This window comes from Brevundimonas sp. TWP1-3, from assembly GCF_049896085.1.
Classification (GTDB): domain Bacteria; phylum Pseudomonadota; class Alphaproteobacteria; order Caulobacterales; family Caulobacteraceae; genus Brevundimonas.
Map to the genome: position 1 here is coordinate 859,600 of NZ_JAFCTP010000002.1, position 15,703 is coordinate 875,302.

14 protein-coding genes are annotated in these 15,703 nt (G+C 67.6%); 5 read left to right on the forward strand and 9 right to left on the reverse strand.

From position 1 onward, the window contains the following. Positions 1 to 38: 38 nt before the first annotated feature. Both ACP693_RS16110 and ACP693_RS16115 read left to right on the forward strand, forming a co-directional pair. Entirely contained in the window at positions 39 to 1,577 is a 1,539-nt protein-coding gene (locus tag ACP693_RS16110; protein ID WP_426020689.1) for a response regulator, read from the forward strand. Between the two features lie 43 nt (positions 1,578 to 1,620). Next, positions 1,621 to 2,988, forward strand: a complete 1,368-nt coding sequence (locus ACP693_RS16115; protein WP_426020690.1) for an AmpG family muropeptide MFS transporter — start codon at positions 1,621 to 1,623, stop codon at positions 2,986 to 2,988. 42 nt (positions 2,989 to 3,030) lie between these two features. Here the strand turns inward: ACP693_RS16115 and ACP693_RS16120 are convergent, their stop codons facing one another. Then, positions 3,031 to 3,435, reverse strand: a complete 405-nt coding sequence (locus tag ACP693_RS16120; protein WP_425981474.1) for a YidB family protein — start codon at positions 3,433 to 3,435, stop codon at positions 3,031 to 3,033. A gap of 106 nt (positions 3,436 to 3,541) precedes the next feature. After that, positions 3,542 to 3,679, reverse strand: coding sequence for an entericidin A/B family lipoprotein (locus ACP693_RS16125; protein WP_055754663.1), 138 nt, complete (start codon positions 3,677 to 3,679; stop codon positions 3,542 to 3,544). A gap of 189 nt (positions 3,680 to 3,868) precedes the next feature. On the opposite strand from ACP693_RS16125, the gene ACP693_RS16130 reads away from it, so the two are divergent. From ACP693_RS16130 to rplS, 3 genes are all read left to right on the forward strand, one after another. Beyond that, positions 3,869 to 5,716 (forward strand): DUF885 domain-containing protein, encoded by a 1,848-nt coding sequence (locus tag ACP693_RS16130; RefSeq protein WP_426020691.1) that lies wholly within the window; start codon positions 3,869 to 3,871, stop codon positions 5,714 to 5,716. A 187-nt stretch (positions 5,717 to 5,903) separates the two neighbouring features. Continuing rightward, a complete protein-coding gene (trmD, locus tag ACP693_RS16135; RefSeq protein ID WP_426020692.1) occupies positions 5,904 to 6,629 on the forward strand; it encodes a tRNA (guanosine(37)-N1)-methyltransferase TrmD in 726 nt (241 codons plus the stop codon). A 1-nt stretch (position 6,630) separates the two neighbouring features. After that, complete coding sequence (gene rplS, locus ACP693_RS16140; RefSeq protein WP_426020694.1) at positions 6,631 to 7,053, forward strand: 50S ribosomal protein L19; 423 nt, start codon at positions 6,631 to 6,633, stop codon at positions 7,051 to 7,053. Between the two features lie 239 nt (positions 7,054 to 7,292). Here the strand turns inward: rplS and ACP693_RS16145 are convergent, their stop codons facing one another. The 7 genes from ACP693_RS16145 to infB all read right to left on the reverse strand — a co-directional run bounded on the left by ACP693_RS16145 (position 7,293) and on the right by infB (position 15,601). Next, positions 7,293 to 7,778: a PA2169 family four-helix-bundle protein gene (locus ACP693_RS16145; protein ID WP_135194389.1), complete on the reverse strand. Its 486-nt coding sequence runs from the start codon at positions 7,776 to 7,778 to the stop codon at positions 7,293 to 7,295. A gap of 73 nt (positions 7,779 to 7,851) precedes the next feature. After that, positions 7,852 to 8,649 carry a tryptophan 2,3-dioxygenase gene (locus ACP693_RS16150; protein WP_426020695.1) on the reverse strand — a complete coding sequence of 266 codons (798 nt, stop codon included), beginning with the start codon at positions 8,647 to 8,649 and terminating at the stop codon, positions 7,852 to 7,854. A gap of 52 nt (positions 8,650 to 8,701) precedes the next feature. Further along, on the reverse strand, positions 8,702 to 9,232 hold the full coding sequence (locus ACP693_RS16155) for a CHAP domain-containing protein (RefSeq protein ID WP_135194387.1): 531 nt from the start codon (positions 9,230 to 9,232) through the stop codon (positions 8,702 to 8,704). A 36-nt stretch (positions 9,233 to 9,268) separates the two neighbouring features. After that, positions 9,269 to 10,411, reverse strand: a complete 1,143-nt coding sequence (locus ACP693_RS16160; protein WP_426020696.1) for an acyltransferase family protein — start codon at positions 10,409 to 10,411, stop codon at positions 9,269 to 9,271. Between the two features lie 58 nt (positions 10,412 to 10,469). After that, the gene (locus tag ACP693_RS16165; RefSeq protein ID WP_426020697.1) at positions 10,470 to 11,561 is read right to left on the reverse strand and encodes a serine hydrolase domain-containing protein; all 1,092 of its coding nucleotides are present in this window, start codon (positions 11,559 to 11,561) and stop codon (positions 10,470 to 10,472) included. A gap of 75 nt (positions 11,562 to 11,636) precedes the next feature. Beyond that, positions 11,637 to 12,446: a helix-turn-helix domain-containing protein gene (locus tag ACP693_RS16170; RefSeq protein WP_426020698.1), complete on the reverse strand. Its 810-nt coding sequence runs from the start codon at positions 12,444 to 12,446 to the stop codon at positions 11,637 to 11,639. A gap of 122 nt (positions 12,447 to 12,568) precedes the next feature. Continuing rightward, the gene (infB, locus tag ACP693_RS16175) at positions 12,569 to 15,601 is read right to left on the reverse strand and encodes a translation initiation factor IF-2 (RefSeq protein WP_426020699.1); all 3,033 of its coding nucleotides are present in this window, start codon (positions 15,599 to 15,601) and stop codon (positions 12,569 to 12,571) included. Between the last annotated feature and the right edge of the window lie 102 nt (positions 15,602 to 15,703).

The window sequence follows — 15,703 nt, forward strand, 5'->3', positions numbered from 1 at the left end:
CGTCGCGCCTAAGGTCTGTGGCGATGGGGGAGGCCGCCATGGCGCGACGCACGGAGACGAAGCGGATCGAGGATCAGGCTGTGCAGCCTGTCGATCCCGCCCAGCAGTTCCTGCGGCTGATGAGCCACGAGATGCGCACGCCGCTGAACGGCGTCATCGGCATGATCAACCTCTTGCAACGGACCCGGCTGGACGGCGCCCAGCGCGCCTATGCCGAAAACGCGCGTCAGTCGGCCGAACATCTGCTGGGTCTGGTCAACGACCTCTTGGACTATGCGCGCCTGGAGGCCGGGGCGCTGGAGTTCGATCTGGCTCCGGTCGATCTGGAAGGGCTGGTCCGCGGCGTCGCCGAACTGCTTAGCCCGCGCGCCCACGACAAGGGCCTGGAGATCGTCTGGTCGGTGGCCGCCGACGCGCCCGATGTTTTGGCCGATGAAGGCCGGCTACGCCAGGTTCTGTTCAATCTCGCCGGCAATGCCGTGAAGTTCACCGAGACCGGCGGCGTGCGGATCACGGTCGAACGCGCCGGCGGCAGCGCGGCCCGCCCGCGCCTGGCCTTCCTGGTCGACGACACAGGGCCGGGCGTCGCGCCCGAGGCCCGCGCGCGCATCTTCGAGGAGTTCGGTCACGCCGATTCCTCCGACGCCGTGCGGCATGACGGCGCCGGCCTGGGGCTGGCGGTCGTGCGCAAACTGGCCGCCGCCATGGAGGGCTCGGTGCGGGTCGAGGACCGGCCGGACGGCGCCACATCCAGCAAGGGCGCCCGCTTCCGCTTCGAGGCCGCCTTCGCCGCCGTCGCCGTGGCGCGGGACAAGCCGCTGCGGAATCATAAAGTCGCGGTGCGCTCGCCCGACCCCTTCGTCCTGTCCGCCGCCAGCGCCCAGATCGAGGCCTCTGGCGGCACGATCGCCGACCAGGCGCCGGTGACCCTGATCGACCACGCCGACGCCACGGTGGGAAGCCTGGCCGCCCTGCCCGCCGCCGGTCGCGGCATCGTCCTGCTGAAACCATCCGAGCGCGACCTGATCGCCCGCTATCGATCCGCCGGCTTCCACGGCTATCTGATCAAGCCGCTGCGCCGCGCCTCCCTGGCCGAGCGGGTCCTGGCGGCCATCGGCGCCGAGACGGGCGACAGAAGCGCCGCCCCCATCGCAGCCCATGTCGAGGACGACCGCGTCTCGCCCGTTCAGTTCGCCGGCATTCGCGTGCTGCTGGCCGAGGACAATCCCGTCGGCGCGCTTCTGGCCCGCACCCTGCTGCGCCGCGAAGGCTGCACCGTCGAGACCGCCGCCACCGGAGAGGAAGCCGTCGCGGCCCTGAAGCGCGCGCGCTACGACGTGGTCTTCATGGACATGCGGATGCCGGGCATGGACGGCCCCGCCGCAGCCCGCGCCATCCGCGCCGGGGGCGACACGACGCCCATCCTGGCCCTGACCGCCAACGCCTTCGCCGAGGACCGCCGCGCCTGTCTGGAGGCCGGCATGGACGACCATATCGTCAAGCCGCTGGACGCCGACGCCCTGCGCGCCGCCCTGGCCCGCTGGACGAAGCGCGACATCCGCGCCAAGGTCGGCTGAGTTACAGGCGCCCGCGTTTCCGGCCGCCGCGCCGGAGCCGTGCATGACCGACCAAGCCACCCCCGCAGAGACCACGCCCAAAAAGGCGGCCGGAGCAACTGATGTCCTGAAGGCGCTGGGGCGCGGACGCGTACTAATCACCCTGCTGATCGGCCTCGGCTCAGGCCTACCCTTCATGCTGGTCGGCAACACCCTCGGCATGTGGCTGCGTGAGGGCGGGACGGAGTTGGCGGCGATCGGCTTCATCTCCTGGGTGGGCCTGGCGTATTCGCTGAAGTTCCTCTGGGCGCCGGTGATTGATAGGGTCGATGTGCCATTGCTGGGCCGGCTGGGACGGCGTCGGGGCTGGCTGTTGTTGTCCCAGATCGCCGTCGGCCTTTCGTTGATCGCCATGGCCCTGATCGGACCAGAAGGCGGCTTGACCCTTTTGGGTGCGGCTGCCTTGGCGACGGCCTTCTCGGCCGCGACACAGGATATCGTCGCCGATGCCTGGCGGATCGAGAGCGCCGAGAGCGACGAGGATCAGGGTCTGCTGACCTCGGCTTTCCAGCTCGGTTATCGCGCGGCGATACTGGCGGGCAACGCGCTGATCCTCTTCGTCGCCTCCGGCATCGGCTGGAATGGCGCCTACGGCCTGTATGGCGCGGCTATGGGGATCGCCGTCATCGCGACCCTGTTCGCAAAGGAGCCGGTGGATCGCCGGACCTTGGAGCAGGTCACGGGACAGGTGTCGCTGCTCTCACCCCGCGGCCTTTTCGACGCAATTGTCGGCCCGTTTGTCACCTTCCTGAAAACTCACGGTGGGGCGGCGATCCTGATGCTGGCGGCGATCAGCCTTTATCGTCTGCCGGACTTCGTCATGGGGCCGATGATTGGCCCCTTCTACACCGACCTGGGGCTGGCCAAGGAAACCGTCGGGGCCATGCGCCTGAGCGTCGGGCTTGTCGCGTCGTTGCTTGGCATCGCTGCGGGCGGTCTGTTCTCGGTCCGGTTTGGCTTCGGCAAAACCCTGCTGCTGGGCGCCCTGATCGGACCGATGTCGAACCTTGGCTATACGGTCATGGCGGTCGTCGGCCTGTCGACGCCGGTCTTCGGCGGCGTTCTGTTCGTGGAAAACTTTTCCGAAGGTTTCGCCGGCGCGGCCCTTGTCGCCTACATGGCCAGCCTGACCAGCATCGGCTACACGGCGACGCAATATGCCCTTTTAAGCTCGTTTTACGCCCTGCTCGGCAAATTCCTGAAGGGTTTGTCGGGCGTGGCAGTTGAAGGACTGGAGCAAGGACGCCCTCTCATGGAAGCCTACGCTCTGTTCTTCGCCGCGACGGCTGCGGTCGGTGTGCCTGCAGTCTTGCTGTGCTGGATTCTTTTGCGCCGACAGCGACCGCAGGCGGAGACTTCGGCAACGCCATAGCCTTCATCCTCGCCGCGAAAAAGGGTGAGCCCTTCTCACGCCTCACCGCTTGAGGAAGCCGCCGATCATGTCGCCCAAGCCGCCAGCAAGCCCGCCCGGCAGCTTGCCCAGCAGGTCGTCTGCGCCGTCGATCTGACCGCCGGGGGTCAGGCGGTCGATGGCCTCGGGCAGCAGGCCCGCCAGGGTCTCGCCGGCCTGCTGGGGCGAGACGCCCATCTTGGCGGCGATGTCGGCGATGGGGCCGTGGCCCAGGACGGCCGTGATCTGCTCAGGCGAGATATTGGCGTTCGGACCCGTGCCGACCCAGGAGCCGATCACGTCGCCCAGGCCTGCCTGGCCAAACTTTTCTGCCAGTCCGCCGACGCCGCCCTGACCCTTGAGCAGGTCGGCAAGGCCCCCTGCGGCGTCGTCGCCCAGGCCCTTCACCACATTGTCGAGAAAGCCCATCGTCCGTCTCCTGTCTGACGCCGAACCGTAACACCGTCGTGCGACGGATACGAGAAAGGCCCGCCGGGATCCGACGGGCCTTTGCAGCGTCAGCTTTCGCCGAAGCTTAGTTCTTGGCGTCGTTCGCGCCGGTGGTCACGGCCGAACCGGCGGCCGAGACATCACGGCCGGCGCCAGCGATGGTGTTGCAGGCCGACACGGCCAGGGCGGCGGCGACGATGGTCAGAGTGATGATCTTGCGCATGGTGTGAACCCCTTGTTGGTATGGTCAAGCTCCGTCCAAACGCCGACCTTGAACTTGGGTTGCATCAAGCGACGCCGTATTGGAATTTCGTCCGGACGTGTCGGATCGCCGCAACGCCTGCGACATTGGCGGCTTGCGCCCGGCGAACGCGCGCCCGAAGGTGAGCCCCTGTTTCACGAGAGGTTGTCCATGCGTCGTCTTCTGATCTCGTCCGCCGCCATGATGGCGGTGCTGTCCGCCGCGCCTGCAATGGCCCAAACGCCGGCGGCGACAACGACGGGGACGCCGGCAGCCGAGGCCCAAAGCGAGGACGCACGGCTGAACGCCTTCTTCGAGGACGCCTTCCAGGCGCGGATCGCGCTGAGCCCGCAACAGATGACCTCGCTGGGCATCAAGACCGATTACGACAAGCTGGACGATGTGTCGGACGCCGCCGCAGACCGGGCTTTGGCCCTTCAGGAGGCCCAGCTGGCGCAGATGAAGGCCGGCTTCGATCCCGAGAAGCTGGGTCCGCAGGCGCGGCTGTCGTGGCGGATGTTCGAATACGGCGTCCAGCAGGCGCGGCTGTCGAACCAGTGGCGCGACTGGGGCTTTCAGTTCGCCGCCAACGGCAATCCGACCACCAGCCTGCCCGTCTTCCTGATCAACAACCACCGCGTCTCAAGCGTCGCCGACGCCGAAGCCTATGTCGGCCGTCTGCGCGCCGCCCAAGTCCAGATGGGCCAGGTCGCCGACGAACTGCGTCAGCGTGCGGCGGCCGGCGTGGTCTCGCCCCGCTTCGTCTTCGAACCCTCCATCGCCAACACCCGCAACGTCGTCTCCGGCGCGCCGTTCGACGGTGGCGCGGACAATCCGGTCTGGGCCGACTTCAACAAGAAGGTCGCGGCGCTGGAGGCCGACCAGGCGACCAAGGACCGGTTGCTGTCCGAAGGACGCGCCGCCCTGACGGGCCCCTACAAGGCCGGGTTCGAGACCGTGTTGACGGCCTTGGCCGAGGTGCAGCCCAAGGCCGACAGCGACGCGGGCGTGTGGCGCCTGCCGCAGGGCGAGGCCTATTACAACGCCCGGCTCCAGCTCTCGACCACCACCGACCTGACCGCCGACCAGATCCACCAGATCGGCCTGGACGAGGTCGCCCGCATCCAGGAAGAGATGGAAGTCATCAAGGCCCAGGTCGGCTTCACCGGCACGCTGCAGGAATTCTTTGCTTTCCTGAAGACCGATCCGCGCTTCCAGTATCCGAACACGCCGGAGGGCAAGGAACAGTATCTGACCGACGCGCGCGGCTTCATCGCCCAGGTGATGGCGGCGGCCCCGCAGTGGTTCTCGACCCTGCCCAAGGCGGCGCTGGAGGTGCGGGCGGTGGAGCCGTTCCGCGAGGCGACGGCCTCGATCGCCTTCTATAACTCCCCGGCGCCGGACGGGTCGCGGCCAGGCATCTATTACGTCAACCTGTCGGACATGACCCAGGTGCTGAAGCCCCAGATCGAGGGCATCAGCTATCACGAGGGCGCGCCCGGCCACCATTTCCAGATCGCCTATGCCCAGGAAATCGAGGGCCTGCCGCGCTTCCGCCGCTTCGGCGGTTACGGCGCCTACGCCGAGGGCTGGGGCCTGTATGCCGAACAGCTGGGCAAGGAGATGGGCTTCTATCAGGATCCCTATTCCGACTTCGGCCGGCTCTCGACCGAGCTGTGGCGGGCGGTGCGGCTGGTGACGGACACCGGCCTGCACGCCAAACGCTGGAGCCGCGAACAGGCGATGGACTATTTCCGCCAGAACTCCCTGCTGTCCGAACGCGACATTGAAAAGGAAGTCGAGCGCTACATCACCAATCCCGGCCAGGCGACCAGCTACAAGATCGGCGAGCTGAAGATCGAGGAACTTCGGGACCGGGCCAAGGCGGCGCTTGGGGACCGGTTCGACATCAAGGACTTCCACGCCGTGGTCCTGGGCTCCGGCTCGGTGCCGCTGGACGTGTTGGAAGACCAGGTGGACGGCTGGATTGCGGCGGGGGGCGGAGCGCCGACGGCCTGACTTTTTCCTTCTCCCATTGGGAGAAGGTGGCTCGAAGAGCCGGATGAGGGTCGGCCGGTGGGCCAGGTCGCACCGTTCGACCCTCACCCTTTTGCGCCAGAACGACGGCTATTGCCGCCGTGCGCTCAAGCCCTCTCCCAACGGGAGAGGGAGGCATGGGTGCGCTTTTCGTGTATGAGCCGCCGCCATGCCCTTCACCGCCACCGTCCTGACCATGTTTCCCGAGGCCTTTCCCGGCCCGCTCGGCGTGTCGTTGATCGGCACCGCCTGGCGCGAGAAGGGCTTGTGGAGCCTGGAAACGGTTGACATTCGCGCCTTTTCCACAGATACGCGCGGCTTCTTGGACGACACCCCCGCGGGTGGCGGCCCGGGAGCTGTGCTTAAGGCGGACGTGGTGGCTCGGGCGGTGGATAGCCTTCCGGTACCAAAACGGCCGCTTTTGTACATGAGCGCCAGGGGTCGACCCCTGACCCAGGCGCGCGTCAAGGAATGGGCGAAAGCCGACGGGATCGTCGTGCTGTGCGGTCGTTTCGAGGGGGTGGACCAACGGGTGCTCGACGCACGCGGGTTCGAGGAGGTCTCGGTCGGAGACGCGGTGCTCGCCGGCGGCGAGGCGGCGGCGATGGTCGCGATCGAGGCGTGCGTAAGACTGATCCCTGGAGTGCTCGGCGCGGCGGATAGCCTGTCGTCCGAAAGCTTCGAGGATGGGCTTCTGGAACACCCGCAGTACACGCGACCGCGGACGTTCGAGGGGCTTGAGATACCCGAGGTGCTGGTGTCGGGCGACCACAAGAAGGTCGCACAATGGCGCGAGATGCAACGGGAAGAGACCACGCGGGAGCGGCGACCAGACCTCTGGGAAGCGCATCTCGCCAAATCACAGCTAAAGGGCGCAAAGCCCGAGGAGAAATGACATGAACATCGTTCAACAGCTGAACGCCGAAGAAAAAGCCCGCGTCCTAGGCGAGCGCATCATCCCGGTCTTCCAACCCGGCGACACCCTGCGCGTCAATGTGAAGATCAAGGAAGGCGAGCGCGAGCGCGTCCAGGCCTTCGAAGGCGTCTGCATCGCCCGTGACGGAGGCGGCATCAGCGAAACCTTCACGGTCCGCAAGATCTCGTTCGGCGAAGGCGTCGAGCGTAAATTCCCCATTCTGTCGCCGAACATCGAGTCGATCGAAGTGAAGCGCCGCGGCGTCGTGCGTCGCGCCAAGCTCTATTATCTGCGCGATCGTCGCGGCAAGTCGGCCCGTATCGCCGAGCGCCAGACGGTCCGCCCCGTCAAGGGCGTCGTGGTTCCGGAAACCGGTTCGGCCGCCAAGGGCGACGAAGCGTAGTTTCAGACACGACACTGAGATGACGAAGGCCCCGGCGGAAACGCCGGGGCCTTTTTCGTATCACCTCCCCGCCCGCGAAGGCGGGTGGGGAGGACAGACCGCGTCAGCGGTCAGGAGGGGGCGACCCGGTGGAGAACGTCGAGCGTCGCCTTCATCGGCCGATACCCGGTCGCCCCTCCTGGCGACCTGCGGCCGCCTGTCCTCCCCATGCGCCTCCGCGCATGGGGAGGTGAGCGTTTCTACTGCGGATAGAGCGGGTTGTCCGCGTCGCGCTGGCCTTCCAGGCTGTGCTTCAGCGCCTCCATCTGCTCATGCTCGGTCTTCACCGCCGCATAGGCCCGCCTGATCGTTTCGCGCGTGGTGGCGGAAATGCCGGTGTCCTCCAGCGCCTTTTCGTATTTGCCGGCGATGAAGCCTTCGCCGCTGTTGATCGAGCCGACGACGGAATCGTCGTTGCGAAGCAGGGCGTGTTTCACGTCGAGGAAGGCGCGGTGCGCCTTGGCCAGGATCGAGCCGTCAGATTCGGGATCGCCGCCCAGGCCGCGCACGGCGGCGGACAGGTCGTCGACGACCTGCTGGCGTTCGGCGCTGCGGCGCTCGAACAGGGTGCGATAGTGAGGGTCCTGCGTCTGTTCGGCGGCTTCGCGATAGCCGTCGGCGCTGTCCAGCGTGGTCTCGATCAGGCCGTTCAGAACCTTGATGTCGTGGGCGTTGGGATTGCTCATCTCGTCCATTCCTTCCGCTGTTGCGGTCGAACGGCGAAATGGCCGGGCGCGGCGAAGGTTGCCGCCTGCGACATCAAAGTTTGGTGCGAAGGGACCAAAGCTCGGGGAAGCAGCGCTTGGTCAGGGTCGAGGCCAGATAGGCCGCCCCCTCCGTGCCGCCGGTTCCGCGACGACGGCCGATGATGCGCTCGACCGTGACGACATGTTTGTGGCGCCAGGTCAGCAGGGCGTCGTCCAGATCGACCGGCTTCTCGGCCAGTTGATACAGCACCCACCAGCGCTCGGTGTCGCGATAGACCTCCAGCCAGGCCGCCTCGACGGCTTCCGAGGGTTCATAGGGCTGGGTCACGTCGCGGTTCAGCACCTCGGCGGGCACCGGCAGACCGGCCTTGGCCATCTGGGCCAGGGCGTCATCGTACAGGCTGGGGGCGGCGATGGCGGCCTGGAGCGCGGCTAACGCCTCGGGGCGATCCTCATGGAACTTCAGGAAGCTGGCGTCCTTCAGGCCCAGCATGGCCTCGAAACGACGGAACTGGTCGCTCTGGAAGCCAGAGGACGATCCAAGGGAGCCCCGAAACCGCAGATAGTCGGCCGGGGTCATGGTCGACAGGATGTCCCAGCTGTGGGTCATCACCGCCTGGATGCGCGACACCCGCGCCAGGCTCTTGTAGGCGGGCACCAGATCGCCGGCGCGCACCAGCCGCTGGGCCAGGGCCGTCTCGTGCAGGATCTGCTTGAGCCACAGTTCCTTGGTCTGGTGGATGACGACGAACAGCATCTCGTCGTGCTGGTCCGACAGCGGATGCTGGGTCGAAAGCAGGTCGTCCAACGCCAGATAGCCGGCGTAGGTGATGTCGCTGGATTGGGTCATGCTCGCCTATCGCCCGCGATGGCGGGCAGCGCAAGGCGGCTTGGCGCCGGCCCTAATGCTGGCCTTGGGCCGAGACGTTCGAGGCGATCTGACGGCCGGCGTCGAAGGCGTCGCGCGCGCCTTTATAGATGAAGCCGTAGGTCGGATAGACCGTGGTGCCGAGATCGTTGATCGGATTGTACCAGACCTTGACCTGGGACCAGTCGTTGGAGGGCGAGACGTCGACGACGGTGACGTTCTCCTCGACCTTGCCGCGGCTGCCGCCCCAGTTGGCGTGGGTCACGCGGACCACGCGGTCGGTCAGGATGTCGGAAACGACGGCGACGTGGCCCCGGCTCATGCGGCCCTCGGGGCGGAAGACCAGGACAGAACCCGTTTCAGGCGCGCGACCGGTGCGGAAGCCGGCGGAGGCCTGACGCCACCAGGTCCAGGCGTCGCCGAAGATGTTGATGCCCGAGAACATGCGCGCGAAGGTCACGCACTGCCAATACGGCTCGTCAGCCTTCGCACTGGAGGGAACCGCGCCCAATGCAAAAAAACCGAGGGTCGCCGCAACCGCGGCGGCTTTGAGCCGTTTCGTCATGCTTAGGGGTATCCCGACCCGTCTTTGGGATACCCTTTAGGCCACGGGTTCACGCTCGGTAGCAAGTTGTTTCGGCGTAGCGCCGGACTTCAGACTGCTTGCCGAAGTCTTATCGCCCCGCTTGCCCATGCCGCGCAAAGCCTTGCGAGCCGGGTGTTCGACGAGGTGATACGAGACGGCGGCCACCACCGGCAGCAGGGCCAAAATCGCCAACCACACGAAAATTTGAAGCTGCTTGTCGGGCGCATCCGTCAGCTTGGCGGCCAGGCCGACGGCCAGAAGCTTCCACGGCACGCAAACCATATAGACCGAATAGCTGATCTCGCCGAGGTAGACGGCGGGCTTGGAGGCGAGCCATCCGGCGCGCTCATTGGGCAGTGACGCCAGCGACAGGATCAGGGCGCCGGCCAGCAGAACCGTGATCCCGTCCCACAGGCCAAGCGCCGCGCTGAGCACCATCAGGCCGAACGAGACAGCGGCGCACAGCCACGGCGCCTTCAACGGCGCGCGGCGGTAGACGAGGTAGAGGGCGCACCCCAGGGCGAAGCACGGCACGATCCGAAGCGCGCCCCAACGGATGGTCGCCTCGGTCAGAGCAAATCCGGCCCATTGCTCGAAGACGAAATAGAGGATGGCCAGGAAGGCCGCCGCACCGACGACGGCCGCGATCGGACGATGACGCGCGCGCCAGAAGACGAAGGCGAAAAGCGGGAAGCAGAGATAGGCGAACCACTCCGCCGAGATCGACCAGGACGGATGGTTCCAGCCCGCCACCGGCGCCACGCCCCAGGCGTGGACCATGAACAGGTTGGCGGGCAGCGACGCCCAGCTCAGCACATTGCCGTCCACGCTCATGCCCGCGAACAGGGCGGCGGCGGCCAGAAGCCCGACCCCGATCAGGGTCGCGATATGCAGCGGATAGACCCGCGCCACCCGCGCCCACAGGAAGCTTTTATACGAGAACGACTTCTCGCCCGCCGCCTGAAGATAGACGTGGCTGAGGATGAAGCCGGACAGGACGAAGAACAGCTCGACTCCCAGATAACCCTTGGCCACCAGGCCGACCTGACCGGCGCCCGCCAGATTTTCCCAGAAGCTGTAGACGGCCACCCACATCGCCGCGACAAAGCGCAGGGCGGTGATGGGGCGAAGATCGGCGGGAGTCTGAACGGGGGTCATGGTCTCACCTTGGCACGTCAGCCTTTTCGAACCGTGAAGGCCCGCAAAGGTTGTGCCTTCAGCGCATCGCCGCCAGCGCATGGTCCGCGATCAGGGTGTCGGCCAGCCCGTGCGGATTGCGAACGTCAAAGTTCTCGGTCGTCACCACCACGACCGCGTCCAGGTTGGGGATGATCGCGACCTTGTTGCCGCCGGTGCCCGACATGGTCCAGGCGGGATGCGGCGCGCCGGCGACCTGATAGGTCGGCAGCCAGATCAGATAGCCGTAGTCGCCCTTTTGCGGATCGACGCTGGCGTGCGGCGCGGTCATGGCGCGGGTCCAGGCCTCGGGCAGAACCTGGCTTCCGTCCCAGCGGCCCTGGTTCAGCAGCAATTGACCGAGGGTGAGCAGATCACGGCTGCGCAGGCCCAGGCCGCCGCCGCCCTGAGCCAGGCCCGTCGGCGACATCTGCCATCGCTCGCCCTCGATCCCCAGCGGGCCGAACAAGGCCTTTTGCGCGAAGTCCTGAAGCGGCTCGCCCGTCGCCTTCTGCACCACGGCGCCCAGGGTGGTCACACCGGCGGTGCAATAGCTGAAGGCCCGGCCATAGGGCTGGTCCGCAGGCTTGGGAATCCAGGCCGGAAAGCCGCGAAGCGGCAGGTCCATGGCGAACTTCACCCAGTCCTCGATCAGATACATCCGCTCCTCGTTGCCGCGCGAGAACGAATTGTCGTCGTCGCATTCCAGCAGCGAGCTCATGGTCAGCAGGTCCTCGACCGTGATCGCGGCCTTGCGGGGGTCGGGATTGTCGAACGGGCCGTGGTCCGCGACGAAGGGCATGACCGGCGCATCGACGCTGGCGATGTCGCCCCGCGCGACGGCGGCGCCGACCAGCATGGCGGTGACGGTCTTGGTGACCGAGCGGGTGTTGCGGCGGCTCTCGCGGCCCGCATCATCGAAATAGACCTCATGGACCAGCCGGCCGTGGCGGGCGATCAGGACGCTGGTGATCTTCTGGAAGGTCCCTGCGCGGACGGCAGCGTCCATGGCCGCCAGCCCGTCGACCGAAACCGCCTGGGTTTCGGGTGCGGCGACTGGCCAGTTCGGCTCGGCCATCACGGGTGCGGAGACGAGCGCTAGCCCGAGGGTCGCGAGAAGCAGATGAAGCATGACGGTCCTGAATGGGGGAAGTAACGACCGGACTTCCCACGCGAGGAGCCGCCCGTCTTGAACAGATGCAACCGATCAGGCGAACAGGGCGCGGTAGCGGGCCGGCGTCAGGCCATAGAGCGCGCCGAACTCGCGCGTCATATGGCTCTGGTCGGCATAGCCCGCGCCCAGAGCCAGTTCGGCCAAGTCCCGCCCGCGCGTGATCTGGGCCGCCGCCCGATCCGCCCGCGCGCGTCGAATGGCGGCGGCGGGCGAAAAGCCGAAATGGCGGCGATAACGGCGGGCCAGGGAGACGGGATGGACCCCCACCATGCGGGCGACCGTCGCCACCTCCAGCCCCGGCTGGTCCGCCAGATCGTGCAGGACGTCATGGGCTCTCAACAGCCAATCCGGCGCAGGATCCTCGTCCAACTCCCCCGGCGACAGAACCGACGCCGCCAGATCCAAGGTCAGACCCTCCATCACGACCGCGTCCCCCGCTGCAAACCGCCCGGCTACTCCAATCAGCCGACGCGCCGCTCCTTCGGCCAGGGCGCCGCGCAACCGCATTGGGTCGCCGCGCCCGGCGCCCTTGGGCGGATCGAAACTGATCGACAGGAAGCGGCCGCCCGCGACGTCGAAACAGTCGCGATGCTCGACTCCCGGCGGATTCCACACCAGGGCGCCGGGGCCGAAGGCGGCGTCACGGGGCGTCAGGGGATCATGGGCCAGGCTGCGGTATCCGCCGTCCAGGGCCAGGACGAAGTGGGCGTCGTCATGGGCGTGCATCTCCACGCCCTCGGGCGGCCGGCTGGCGATCCACAGGCCGACGCGAAAGCCCCCGGCCTCCACCGTCCGCGAAGCCGCGCCGAAGAAATCGCCCGACGGCAGATGTGGCCTGGTCATGAATGACGATCCCCGCGCGGCGTCTGCGGCCACGCTTGGCATCATGCGCAGGAACCGCGCAAAGAAAAAGGCCCGGAACCTGGGTTCCGGGCCTTTGTCCTTCGGTGCTCGCGACCCCGGACCTAGTCCAGGGTGCGCTTGATCTCTTCGACCGTGAAGCACTCGATGTAGTCGCCTTCCTTGATGTCCTGGAAGCCCTGGAACTGCATGCCGCACTCCTGGCCCGCCGTGACTTCGTTGACCTCGTCCTTGAAGCGTTTGAGCGTGTTGAGCACGCCCAGCTCCAGAACCACCACGTCGTCGCGGACGATACGGACGCGAGCGCCCTTGCGGACCACGCCTTCCGACACCCGGCAACCGGCGATCTTGCCGATCTTGGAGATGTCGAACACCTGCAGGACGGCGGCGTTGCCCAGGAAGGTTTCCCGTTGCAGCGGCGCCAGCATGCCGGACAGCACGCCTTTGATGTCGTCCAGCAGGTCGTAGATGATCGAATAGTAGCGGATCTCGACGCCCTCGCGGTCGGCCAGATCGCGCGCCTGTTTCGACGCACGGACGTTGAAGCCGAGGATCGGCGCCCCGGCCGACTTGGCCAGGTTGACGTCGCTCTCGGTGATGCCGCCGGCGCCGGAATAGACCGTGCGGGCGCGCACCTCGTCGGTGCTCATCTTGTCCAGCGAGCTGACGATGGCTTCGGCCGAACCCTGCACGTCCGCCTTGATGACGACCGGCAGTTCCGAGACCTTCTTGGACTGCAGACGCGACATCATGTCGACCAGCGACACGGACCCGCCCGAGACCTGGGCCTTTTCGCGCTTCACCCGCTGACGGTATTCAGTCAGCTCGCGAGCGCGGGCTTCGGATTCCACCACGGCGAAGACGTCGCCGGGAGACGGCGCCTCGTCCAGGCCGAGGATCTCGACGGGGACGGAGGGACCGGCGTCTGTCAGTTGCTCGTTGCGCTCGTTCAGCAGGGCGCGAACCTTACCCCACGAGCTGCCGGCGACGACGATGTCGCCGCGCTTCAGCGTGCCGCGCTTGACCAGGACGGTGCCGACCGGGCCACGTCCCTTGTCCAGCTTGGCCTCGATGACCACGCCCTCGGCCGAACGATCGGCGCTGGCGCGCAGGTCCATGACCTCGGCCTGGACCAGGATGGCCCCAAGCAGGCCGTCGAGGTTCATCCGTTCCTTGGCCGAGACCTCGATGATCTGGGTCTCGCCGCCCAGGCTTTCGGCGATGACTTCATGCTGCAGCAGTTCGTTGACGACCTTCTGCGAAGTCGCGCCGGGCTTGTCCATCTTGTTGACGGCCACGATCAGGGGCGCATTGGCGGCCTTGGCGTGCTGGATGGCTTCGATCGTCTGCGGCATGACGCCGTCGTCGGCGGCCACGACCAGAACCACGATGTCGGTCACATTGGCGCCGCGCGCCCGCATGGCCGAAAAGGCGGCGTGGCCCGGGGTGTCCAGGAAGGTGACCTTCTGGCCGTCTTCCAGACGCACCTGATAGGCGCCGATGTGCTGGGTGATGCCGCCGGCTTCGCCGCCCGCGACGTCGGTCGTGCGCAGGGCGTCCAGCAGCGAGGTCTTGCCGTGGTCGACGTGGCCCATGATGGCCACGACCGGAGCCCGGACATCGTCCGCTTCGGCGTCGTCCGCGTCGCCCAGGAAGCCGAACTCGATGTCGGATTCCGAGACGCGCTTGACCGCCATGCCGAACTCTTCGGCTACCAGTTCGGCGGTGTCGGAATCGATCACGTCGTTGATCTTCATCATCAGGCCCTGCTTCATCAGGAACTTGATGATGTCGACGCCGCGCACGGCCATCCGGTTGGACAGCTCCTGAACGGTGATGACGTCGGGGATGACCACTTCGCGCGGACGGTTCGGCGCGTCGGTCGAGCCGCCCTTACGCTTTTCCTTCTCGCGTTCGCGGGCGCGGCGGACCGAGGCCAGCGAGCGCATCCGCTCGGCGGCGTCGCCGTCGCCGACCACGGACTGGATGGTCATACGGCCTTCGCGACGCTTCGGCTCGCCGCGCGTGCGGCTGACCGCCTTGCCGGCGTCGGAGAAGCGCTTCTCGCGATCGTCGTCGCGACCGACCGGACGGCCGAAGCCGGCGCCGGGCGCACGGGCTGGACGCAGGACATTGGCCTCGGCCGGGGGTGCGTTCGGGGTCGGACGGCCGCCAGGGCCGGTGCGCGCGCCGCCGGGACGGGCGGCGCCGGGGGCCGGACGCGGGTTCAGGGCCGAATAGCGAACGGGCTCGGCCGGCTTGGCGCCTTGCGGACGACCTGCACCGCCGGGGGCCGGACGTGCGCCTTGCGGGCGGTCGGTCTGCGGACGATCCGAATAGGCGCGATCTCCGCCGCCCATCGCCTGTTCACGGGCCGAACGGCCGCCGAAGGCGGGACGCTCGGGCGCGGCGCGTTGGGGATTGCCGGGCTTGGGCACGCGCTGGCCGAAGTTGACGACCGGGCGAGCCGGAGCCGCCGGACGGGCCGGGGCGGCCGGAGCCGGCGTGGCGGCGGCGGTCGGTGCAGGCGTCGGAGCCGGCGTCGGGGCGACCGGTGCGGCAGCGACAGGCGCAGCCGGCTTGGGCGCAGGCTTGACGGGCTGAGGCGCGGCTGCGGTCAGCTTGGAGGCCTCGGCGCGAGCGGCTTCGGCAGCGGCCTTGGCGGCGGCGGCTTCGTCGCGTGCGGCCTGAGCGGCGCGTTCGGTGGCGGCGGCCTGGTCGCGAGCGGCGGCGTCAGCCGCAGCCTTGGCGGCGGCGGCGGCGTCAGCCTTGGCGGCGTTGGCCTGGGTCGCCATGGCGATGGCGCGGCGGCGCGCTTCCTGCTCCTCGGGCGAAAGGGCGCCGCCGGCGGGTTGCGGCGAACGCTGACCCTGCGGACGCGGCGCCTGAGAGGCCTGTTGCGGACGTGCGACATCGAAGCCCTGCGGACGTTGCGGTCCGCCGGCGCCCGCACGGCGTTTGGTCTCGACCACCACCGTCTTGGATCGGCCATGGCTGAAGCTCTGTTTCACGGTCCCGGTCGGGACCGATCCCACAACGCGCGGCTTCAGGCTCAGCGGAGCGCGCGGCCCCGTCTGGGACGGCGCGCCGCCCGTGTTGCCCTGGCCTTCGTTGGTCTTGTCGTTTTCGTCGCTCATCCGGTCGCTTTACTCGGGGCGGAAAGGCCCGCCGTCCTCATCTAATACCCATGAACGACCGTGAGCCCGTCTCCGCCCTTGGAGACAGGCCTTCGGCCGCCA